The sequence below is a fragment of the Streptomyces triticirhizae genome, from assembly GCF_003696235.1.
GTDB classification, from domain to species: domain Bacteria; phylum Actinomycetota; class Actinomycetes; order Streptomycetales; family Streptomycetaceae; genus Streptomyces; species Streptomyces triticirhizae.
Genome location: NZ_RFFJ01000215.1, coordinates 1 through 9,422, shown reverse-complemented (window position 1 = coordinate 9,422; position 9,422 = coordinate 1). Strand labels below are relative to the sequence as shown.

Below are 9,422 nucleotides of genomic sequence, written 5' to 3'. Positions count from 1 at the left end.
CGGCCGCCGCCGCCGCGTCGGCCCGCGCCCGGTCGGCCGCCGCCGCGGCCTCCTCGCGCAGCCGGTCCGCCTCGGCCAGCGCCTCGCCGCGCAGCCGAACGGCCAGCTCCTCGGCCTCGACCCTGGCCCTGGCCGCGTCCGACGTCGCCTCGGCCCGCAGCTCCTCGGCGGACCGCTCGGCCTGCTCGGTCAGCGACCTGACCCGCTCCGCCGTCTCGGCCCGCAGCTGCTCCGCCGCCTCGTGCGCCTCGGCGCGCAGCCGTTCCGCCTCGGACCTGGCCTCGGTCAGCGCCTCCTCGGCCGCCGCGAGGCGCTCCCCGGCCTCGGTGCGCAGCCGCTCCAACTCGGCGGCGGCGGCCTCCCGTTCGAGCCGGCCGGCCTCCCTGGCCTCCTCGCGGAGCCGGGCCGCCGCCTCCTTGGCCTCGGCGAGGGTCCGCTCGGCGTGCCCGGCGGCCTCCTCGCGTAGCTCCTCGGCCTCGCCGCGCGCCTTGCGCAGCGCCTGCTCGGCCTGGTTCCGCAGGGTGGTGGCGCGTTCGATGGCCTCGGTGCGGACCCGTTCGCTCTCCGCCGTCGCCGCCGAACGCAGCTCCTCGGCGTCCGCCTTGGCCTGTGCCAGCAGCTCCTCGGCGCTGGCCGCCGCCTGTTCGATCTGGGAGACCGTCTCGCGGCGGGCCTCCGCCCTGATCCGCTCGCCCTCCTCCACGGCCTCGGCCCGCAGCTGCTCGGCCTCGCCGCGCAACCGCCGCGCCTCCTCCTGGAGTTCGACGGTCTTGGCCCGGTACTCCTCGGTGTCGTCCTGGGCGGCGCCGCGCAGCTGCTCGGCCGTCTCGTGCGCCTCGGCCCGCAGCCGGTCCGCCTCGGCCTCCGCCTCGGCGCGCAGCCGCTCGGCCTCCTCGGTGGCGGCCTTCGTCGTGGCCTTGGCCTCGCCCGCCGCCTTGTTGAGCACCTCCTCGGCGGTCCGCGCCGCCTCGGCCAGCTGCGCCGCGTACTCCTCGGCCGACCGGGAACGCGCCTCCTCGGCGGCCTCGGCGAGGAGCTGTTCGGCGCGGGCCTTCGCCTCGTCCAGCGCGTTCTGCGCCTCGGTCCTGCGGCGCTCGGCGTCCGCCGTCGCCTCGCTGACCATCCTGGCCACCTCGGCCTTGGCGGTCGCGGTGCGCTGCTGGTACACGGACTCGGCGTCCGCGCGGCGCTTCTCCGCCTCCTCGGCGGCCTCGGCGCGCAGCCGCTCGGCCTCCTCGCGGGCCAGGCGCAGCGCGTTCTCCGCCTCGCTCGCCCGCTCCTCGGCCTTCCGCACCAGCGCGGCGGCCTCCCGCCGGCCGGCGTCGGTCTCCTCGGCGGTCGAGCTGCGCAGGCGCTCGGCGTGCTCGGTGGCCTCCTCGGCCTGCGCCGAGGCGGCGGCGACCAGTCGTTCGGCGTCGGCGCGCGCCCGGCGCAGCAGTTCGTCGGCCTCGGCCCTGGCGGCCTCGGCGTCGGCCATCAGCCGCTGCCTGGCCTCGTCGGTCATCCGGGCGGCCTCGGCCCTGGCCTGGCTGACGGTGCGCTCGGCCTCGGCCCTGGTCTCCTCGATCAGCCGCCTGGCCTGGGACTCGCTGCGGGCCCGCAACTGCTCGGCCCAGGCGACGTTCTCGTTGACGTGCGACTCGACGGTGGAACGCCGCTGCGCCAGCTCCTCGTCCAGCCGCTGCCGGCGGCTGACCGCCTCGGCGTGCAGCTCGGCCTCCATCCGGGCGCGCTGCTCGGCCTGTTCCTGGAGCACCCGCTGGGTGCGGGCCCGCGCCTCGCGCAGCTCGCGTTCGGCGTCGGCGCGCAGCTGGTCGGCCTGGTGCTGGGCGGAGCGCAACACCTGCTCGGCGTGCGAGGTCGGGTCGCCGTAGACGGGGCGGACGGCCAGCATCCGGCGGACCTCGTGCAGTTTGGCGCGCAGCACCTCGACCTGGTAGCCGAGGTCGTCGGCGTGGTCGACCGCCTTGTCCCGCTCCTTCTTGAGCCGGTCCATCTCGGCTTCGAGTCGCGAGAGGTGGTCGTCAGCCTGGTAGGCGTCGTAGCCCCGCACCGTGCGGTCCCATCCGTCCCCTGGTCGTGGTAAAGCTGATCCGGTCGTCGGCGAACACGGGACGTGAAATTGCCCCAAAGCCCCGGCTGGGCCACTCTACCGGCCGGGGCGCCATGCGTCAGTGGGCCTCAGGTTCCGCACCGGTCACGGTCGGGGCGGGCGTGACGAGTTCGGTCAGCACGCCGTGGCAGTCCTTGGGGTGGAGGAACGTGATCCGCGAGCCCATCGAGCCGCGCCGGGGCTGCTCGTAGAGGACGCGCACGCCCTTGTCCCTGATCGCCTCGGAGTCGGCGTCCACGTCGGCCGTGCCGAAGGCGATGTGGTGCACCCCCTCGCCGTTCTTGGCCAGCCACTTGGCGACGGGGGAGTCCTCGCGGACGGGTTCGAGCAGCTGGATCCAGGAGGCGCCGCCGTCGTCGGTGCCGTTGATCCTGAGCATGGCCTCGCGAACGCCCTGCTCCTCGTTGACCTCGGAGTGGTACACCTCGAAGCCGTAGGTCGCGCGGTAGAACTCGATGGTGGCGTCGAGGTCGAAGCAGGCGATGCCGATGTGGTCGATGCGCGTCAACATGGTTCCAGTGCACAGGGGTTGGGGGGTGGCGCGCAACGTGCCCACGGTCACAGGTGGGCACCGATGACCCGGTTGGCCGGCGTCGGTAGATTGAGGTGAACAGTCGTTTACGTGGTCCACGGTGGTCCACGGTGATCAGACGCGGTCCATCCGGGGGCCGGCCCCCGCCGGCCCAGCACTGCGCGAGGAGAACAAGATGACGGCATCCGCACAGCGTCGTTCGGTGATTGTCTCGGGCGCCCGCACCCCGGTGGGGCGGCTGCTCGGCTCGCTGTCCGGGTTCTCCGGGGCCGAGCTGGGCTCGTTCGCGATCCGGGCCGCGCTGGAGCGCGGCGGCGTGGCGGCCGAACAGGTCGACTACGTGATCATGGGCCAGGTGCTCACGGCGGGTGCCGGGCAGATCCCGGCCCGCCAGGCGGCGGTCGGCGCCGGCATCCCGATGACCACCCCGGCCCTCACGGTCAACAAGGTCTGCCTCTCTGGCCTCGACGCGGTGGCGCTGGCCGACCAGCTGATCAGGGCGGGCGAGTTCGACGTGGTGGTCGCCGGCGGACAGGAGTCCATGAGCAACGCGCCCCACCTGCTGCCGGCCGGCCGGCGCGGCGTGAGGTACGGCGCGATGCAGGTGCTGGACGCCATGGCCCACGACGGGCTGACCGACCCGTTCGACGGGATCGCGATGGGCGAGTCGACGGAGGCGTTCAACGCCCGGCTCGGCGTGACCCGCGCCGAGCAGGACGCGGTCGCCGCGCTCTCCCACCAGCGGGCCTCGGCCGCGCGGAAGAACGGGCTGCTCGGCGAGGAGATCGTGCCGGTGACCGTGCCACAGCGGCGCGGCGAGCCGCTGGTCGTCGAAGCCGACGAGGGCATCAGGCCGGACACCACCGTGGAGGCCCTGGCCAGGCTGCGACCCGCGTTCTCCGGCCCGGACGGCGAGGGCACCATCACCGCCGGCTCCTCCTCGCAGATCTCCGACGGCGCCGCCGCGCTGGTGGTCATGGAGCGCTCGCGGGCCGAGTCGCTCGGCCTGACCTGGCTGGCCGAGATCGGGCCGCACGGCAACGTCGCGGGACCGGACAACTCGCTGCACTCCCAGCCCTCCCGCGCCATCGAACACGCCCTGGACCGGGCCGGGCTCACGGTCGACGACCTCGACGTGATCGAGATCAACGAGGCGTTCGCCGCCGTGGTCGTCCAGTCAATGCGCGACCTGGGGATCACCTCCGAACGAGTGAACGTGAACGGTGGCGCGATCGCCCTGGGCCACCCCATCGGCATGTCCGGCGCCCGCCTCGCGCTGCACCTGGCCCACGAGCTGCGCCGCAGGGGCGGCGGCACGGGCATCGCGGCGCTCTGCGGCGGCGGTGGCCAGGGCGACGCGCTGCTGCTGAGCGCGCCACGTGACTGAGCGGGCCGGCTCGCCCGACGCCGCGTCGGACGAGGTGCGGGAGTTGGTGGCGCGCGCCCGGAGCGGCCAGGCGCGCGCCGTGGCCCGGCTGATCTCGATGGTCGAGAACGAGTCGCCCCAACTCCGTGCCGTCATGGCCGCGTTGGCGCCGCACACCGGCAACGCCCGGGTCATCGGCCTGACCGGCTCGCCCGGCGTCGGGAAGTCCACCTGCACCTCGGCCCTGGTCGCCGCCTACCGGAGGGAGGGCCTGCGGGTCGGCGTGCTGGCCGTCGACCCCTCGTCCCCGTTCTCCGGCGGCGCCCTGCTGGGCGACCGGGTGCGGATGAACGACCACGCCCTCGACCCCGGGGTCTATGTGCGTTCCATGGCGACCAGGGGCCACCTCGGCGGGCTGGCCTGGGCCGTTCCGCAGGCGGTGCGGGTGTTGGACGCGGCCGGCTGCGGGGTGATCCTCATCGAGACGGTGGGCGTGGGCCAGTCCGAGGTGGACATCGCGGCCCAGGCCGACACCACGGTGGTGCTGCTGGCGCCGGGGATGGGCGACGGGGTGCAGGCGGCGAAGGCCGGCATCCTGGAGGTCGGCGACCTCTTCGTGGTCAACAAGGCCGACCGCGACGGCGCCGGCACCACCGTCCGCGAACTCCAGCACATGCTGGGGCTCGGCCCGCCCCGCGCGCCCGGGGACTGGCGGCCTTCCGTGGTCCGCACGGTCGCCGCGCGCGGCGAGGGCGTGGACGAGCTGGTCGCGGCGCTGGCCAAGCACCACGGCTGGCTGGAGGAACACGACGCGCTGGCCGCCCGCCGGAGGCGGCGGGCGGCCGGTGAGATCGAGACCATCGCGCTGACCGCGCTCCGCGGGCGGATGGCCGCTCTCAGGGGCGACCAGCGCCTGGGCGCGCTGGCCGCGCGCGTCCACGCCGGAGAGCTGGACCCCTACGCGGCGGCCGACCTGCTGCTGGAGGGGCTGCGTTAGGAACGGCGGGCGGGAGGGAGACCAGCGAACCCCGCGAACGAGCAACCCGCACGATCAGTCGTCAGTGCCGTCGTCGTCGCGGTCGTCCCGGTCGTCGTCCCGACCGTCGTCGTCGCGGTCGTCGCGGTCGTCGTCGCGGTCGTCGCGACCGTCGTCGTCCCGGTCGTCAGCACCGTCGTCCGCGTCGTCGTCCCGACCGTCGTCGTCCCGGTCCCCGTCGTCGTCCCGCTCGCTCTCCTGCGCCACGATGTCCCCGCTGGCCAGGCTGATCGACAGCTCGTGCTCCGTCCCGTCCTCGCCCCTCAGCTCCAACTCCCAGTGCCCGTCGTCCACATCCGCCTCGCGGAGGGTCGCGCCGGTGTGGGACTCCGCCGTCGCGATGGCCGTCGCCGCGTCGGTGCTGGCCTCGGCGGCCAGCAGGCTGCGGGCCGCCGCGCGGTCGTCGTCATCGTCGTCGTCCCGGTCCCCGTCGTCGTCATCGTCGTCGTCCCAGGACCAGCCGGTGCGCTCCCCGATGACCTCGTTGCCGTCCTCGCTGACCACGATCCGGTGCCAGGTCTCCGACTCGTCGTAGATCTCGACCTCCCAGCCGCGCGGCCCGTCGTCGTCCCGGTCCAGCTCGATCTCCGTGACCACCCCGGGCGCCGCCGCCAGCGCCGTGGCCACCGCGCGCAGCGCGGCCGAGTCACCGGCGACAACCCCCGCCCCCGCCTCGGCGGAGCCGTCGTCGCCGTCGTCGTCCGCCCCGTCGAGGCCGAGCGAGCCGCCGTCCCGCGCCGACAGGTTGCCGCTCAGCGCCGCCGAGTCCGTCCGCTCCGTGTCGTTCTCCGCGCCCAGCGCGATACCGGCCAGCGTGCCGCCGCCGATGATGGCTCCGGCAGCGGCGACCGCGACGATCATGTTGCGCTTCATGCTTGGGTTCCTCCCCGATCAGGAATGTCCGTCCGCCGACGTTCCTCGCTGTCGACGTGCACCACCGTCGCGCACCGTTGCTGAAGCGGAGCTGAAGGCACCTGAAGAAGTCTTCAGCATCCGTTTGCGAAGCTGGACCACGTGCGCGTGCTGATAGTCGAGGACGAGAAGCGGCTGGCGATATCGCTGGCCCAGGGGCTGCGGGCCGAGGGCTTCGCGGTCGACGTGGTGCACACCGGCACCGACGGGCTGCACCGGGCCACCGAGGGCGGCTACGACCTCATCGTGCTCGACATCATGCTGCCCGGCATGAACGGCTACCGCGTCTGCGCCGCGCTCCGCGCCACCGGGGACGAGACGCCGATCCTGATGCTCACGGCCAAGGACGGCGAGTACGACGAGGCGGAGGGCCTGGACACCGGCGCCGACGACTACCTCACCAAGCCGTTCTCCTATGTGGTGCTGGTCGCCAGGGTCCGCGCCCTGCTGCGCCGGCGCGGCCGGGGCGCGGCGCCCGAGCTGCGGGTCGGGGACCTGGTGGTGGACCGCTCGACGCGCCGGGTGACCCGGGCCGACCGCGAGATCCCGCTGACCGCGAAGGAGTTCACGGTGCTGGAGCGGCTCGCGGGGCGGGCCGGCGAGGTGGTCTCCAAGGCCGAGATCCTGGAGCACGGCTGGGACTTCGCCTACCAGGGCGACCCCAACATCGTGGAGGTCTATGTCAGCGCCCTGCGCCGCAAGCTCGGCCCGGGGCTGATCGTCACGGTGCGGGGCGCCGGCTACCGGCTGGTGGCCGGCCGAGGGGACGGCGACGGCCGTGGGTAGCGTCCGGGCGCGGGCGACGGTCGGCGCGACGCTGGTGGTGGCGGTCGCGCTGGTCTCGGCCGGGCTGCTGCTGCTGTGGCTGCTGCGCGAGAACCTCCAGGAGCAGGTCGGCCTCCAGGCCGAGGTCACCGGCCGCGACGTCGCCGCGCAGCTGGCGACCGGCCGCGCCCTGGACGACCTGGACCTGGACGCGGCCCGGCCCGTCCAGGTGGTGGACCGCGACGACCGGGTCTACCAGGTGAGCGACGACCTGGAGGAGATCACCGGCACCGGCGTCCCCGGCGTCACCCCCAACCCGCCGCTCCGCGACGGCGGCGACCAGGCCGGCGGCTCGGACGGTTCGGCCGACGACTCCGGCTCGGATGACGATGACGACGACTCCGACAACGACGACTCCGACGACGACTCCGACAACGACGACTCCGACGACAGCGACGCCCAGGACCGGGACGCCGCCGGGAACGACGACTCGTTCCCCGGCCCCGGCGAGCTGGACGAGGAGATCGGCCAGGTCACCGGCACCGCCGTCGTGGACGGCGAACGCGGCGACTACCTCTTCGCCGTCGTCGAGGTGACCACCCCCTGGGACGAGGACCTGATCGTCTATGCCGGCGCCCCGCTGGACGTGGAGCGGGCCGCCATCGACAGCGTGCGGACCTCGATGCTGGCGGGCGTTCCCGCGCTGCTCGCGGTGGTGGCCGGCGTGACCTGGCTGGTGACCCGCAGGGCGCTGCGCCCGGTGGAGGGCATCCGCCGGGGGATGGCGGACATCACCGCATCGGAGGACCTGAGCCGGCGGGTGCCCGAGCCGGAGGCCAGGGACGAGGTGGGCCGGCTGGCCAGGACGACCAACGAGACGCTGGCCGCGCTGGAGGCGTCCGTCGAGCGGCAGCGCCGCTTCGTCGCCGACGCCTCGCACGAGCTGCGCAGCCCCATCGCCTCGCTCCGCACCCAGCTGGAGGTGGGGGCGGCCCACCCCGAGCTGCTGGACCTGCCGGGCGCGGTGCAGGACACCGTCCGGCTCCAGGCGCTCGCCGCCGACCTGCTGCTGTTGGCCCGACTCGACGCCGGGGAACGGCCGTTGGGCTCCACCGTCGAACTGGCGCGGCTGGTCGACGAGGCCCTGGCGGAACGGGTCGGCGACCTGCACCCGGTGGTGGTCGGCGAGCTGGCCGACCTGCGGGTGAAGGGCTCGCGCGGCCAGCTGGCGCGGGTGCTGGGCAATCTGCTGGACAACGCGCAGCGGCACGCGGCGGGCCGGGTGCGGGTCTCGCTGCGGTCGGCCGGCGGGCGGGCGCTGCTGGAGGTGGGCGACGACGGGGACGGCGTGCCGGAGGCGGACCGGGAGCGGATCTTCGAGCGCTTCGTCCGGCTGGACGACGCCCGGAGCAGGGACGAGGGCGGCGCCGGCCTGGGCCTGGCCATCGCCAGGGACGTGGCGCGGCGCCACTCCGGCGAGCTGACGGTCGGCGCGGCGCCCGAGGGCGGGGCGCTCTTCACGTTGCGCCTCCCGCTGACCGAGGACCGCCAGCCGGCGGACGCCACCGCCTGAACGCGCCAGCCGGTGGACGCCACCGCCTGAACGCGCCGCCGGCCCGCCGCGTCTACGGTCTGCCGCGTCTGCGGCGCAGATGCTCGGCGACCGGGCGCAGCGCGCGGTGCAGGGCGGCCAGGTCGCCGGGGGAGAGCAGGTCTATGAAGTGCTGTCGCACCGACTCCACATGGTGCGGGGCGACCTCCCGCATCACCGTCCACCCCTGCTCGGTGAGAACGGCGAACAGCCCGCGCTTGTCCGAGTCGCAGTGCTCGCGCCGGACGAGCCCGGCCTTCTCCATGCGGGTGATCTGGTGTGACAGCCGGCTCTTGGACTGGAGGGTGGCGGCGGCCAGGTCGCTCATCCGCATCCGGTGGCCGTCCGACTCGGAGAGGTTGACCAGGATCTCGTAGTCGTTCATGGTCAGCCCGAACGGCTGGAGGTCGCGTTCCAGCTGGTGGGTCAACAGCCTGGTGACGTCCAGGTGGGTCCGCCACGCGCGCTGTTCCTCGTCGCTGAGCCAGCGGGTGCCGATGTCGGTGTCCATGGAACCGAACCCTAACCAAAGCCGACGACCCCCGGCCCTTGATCGTCGAGAGGGCTGCCACAATGGTTTGTGCATCCGTTCACATGGATGTCCACACCCGTCCCACCCCGGCTTCGAGAGGGCGCCCACCCCATGGACATCAAGACCCTGAAGGCTCTGCACCGGCTGCGCCTGGTGTCGGCCCCCGAGGCCGTCTCCTTCCTGTTGCTGCTGGTCTGTTCGGTGCTCAAGCGCACCACCGACTTCAACGCGGTGCCCGTCATGGGCGCGGTGCACGGGTTGCTGTTCATCGCCTATGTCCTGCTGTGGGCGGACGCGTGGAACCGCGCCAAGTGGTCGCTGGGGACGGCCGCCTGGTACTTCCTGATGTCGGTGATCCCGGTCGGCGGCTTCTTCGCCGAACGGCGGCTGCGCCGTTCCCAGGACGACGCGGTGATCGCCGCCCGCGCCCGCAAGGAGGGCGTGGTCAACGCCTGACAGTAAGGATGTTCATGGACGTCTCCCGGCGAGGTCTGACCCAACGCCTGACTGACTTCGGGTCTTCAACGGGATCTGTCGGCCTGTGCCGGGAGACGTCCGTACGCATCCACCGGCCT

General features: G+C 73.9%; 8 protein-coding genes and 1 pseudogene. 5 read left to right on the top strand and 4 right to left on the bottom strand.

Going from position 1 to position 9,422, the window contains the following annotated elements; all coding sequences use genetic code 11:
* Together EBN88_RS25695 and mce are read right to left on the bottom strand one after the other, a co-directional pair.
* Window positions 1–2,053, bottom strand: a pseudogene (locus EBN88_RS25695) (hypothetical protein); the annotation flags it as partial.
* A gap of 118 nt (window positions 2,054–2,171) precedes the next feature.
* Window positions 2,172–2,624, bottom strand: a complete 453-nt coding sequence (gene mce / locus EBN88_RS25690) for a methylmalonyl-CoA epimerase (protein ID WP_122399445.1) — start codon at window positions 2,622–2,624, stop codon at window positions 2,172–2,174.
* A gap of 196 nt (window positions 2,625–2,820) precedes the next feature.
* Between mce and EBN88_RS25685 the strand changes: the two genes are divergently transcribed.
* A complete protein-coding gene (locus EBN88_RS25685) occupies window positions 2,821–4,032 on the top strand; it encodes an acetyl-CoA C-acetyltransferase (RefSeq protein WP_122399444.1) in 1,212 nt (403 codons plus the stop codon).
* Window positions 4,025–5,008, top strand: coding sequence for a methylmalonyl Co-A mutase-associated GTPase MeaB (gene meaB, locus EBN88_RS25680; RefSeq protein WP_122399443.1), 984 nt, complete (start codon window positions 4,025–4,027; stop codon window positions 5,006–5,008). Before EBN88_RS25685 ends, meaB begins: the two co-directional genes overlap by 8 nt.
* Before the next feature lie 54 nt (window positions 5,009–5,062).
* Here meaB and EBN88_RS25675 read toward each other — a convergent pair whose 3' ends face one another.
* A complete protein-coding gene (locus tag EBN88_RS25675; protein ID WP_122399442.1) occupies window positions 5,063–5,920 on the bottom strand; it encodes a PepSY domain-containing protein in 858 nt (285 codons plus the stop codon).
* Window positions 5,921–6,061: 141 nt separating this feature from the next.
* Here EBN88_RS25675 and EBN88_RS25670 point away from each other — a divergent pair, with 141 nt between their 5' ends.
* The gene (locus tag EBN88_RS25670) at window positions 6,062–6,745 is read left to right on the top strand and encodes a response regulator transcription factor (protein ID WP_122399441.1); all 684 of its coding nucleotides are present in this window, start codon (window positions 6,062–6,064) and stop codon (window positions 6,743–6,745) included.
* Window positions 6,738–8,297 (top strand): sensor histidine kinase, encoded by a 1,560-nt coding sequence (locus tag EBN88_RS25665; RefSeq protein WP_122399440.1) that lies wholly within the window; start codon window positions 6,738–6,740, stop codon window positions 8,295–8,297. The genes EBN88_RS25670 and EBN88_RS25665 overlap by 8 nt, the downstream gene beginning before the upstream one ends.
* A gap of 52 nt (window positions 8,298–8,349) precedes the next feature.
* Here the strand turns inward: EBN88_RS25665 and EBN88_RS25660 are convergent, their stop codons facing one another.
* Window positions 8,350–8,826, bottom strand: a complete 477-nt coding sequence (locus EBN88_RS25660) for a MarR family winged helix-turn-helix transcriptional regulator (protein ID WP_122399439.1) — start codon at window positions 8,824–8,826, stop codon at window positions 8,350–8,352.
* 132 nt (window positions 8,827–8,958) lie between these two features.
* Between EBN88_RS25660 and EBN88_RS25655 the strand changes: the two genes are divergently transcribed.
* Complete coding sequence (locus tag EBN88_RS25655; protein ID WP_122399438.1) at window positions 8,959–9,303, top strand: DUF3817 domain-containing protein; 345 nt, start codon at window positions 8,959–8,961, stop codon at window positions 9,301–9,303.
* The last annotated feature ends 119 nt before the right edge of the window (window positions 9,304–9,422 follow it).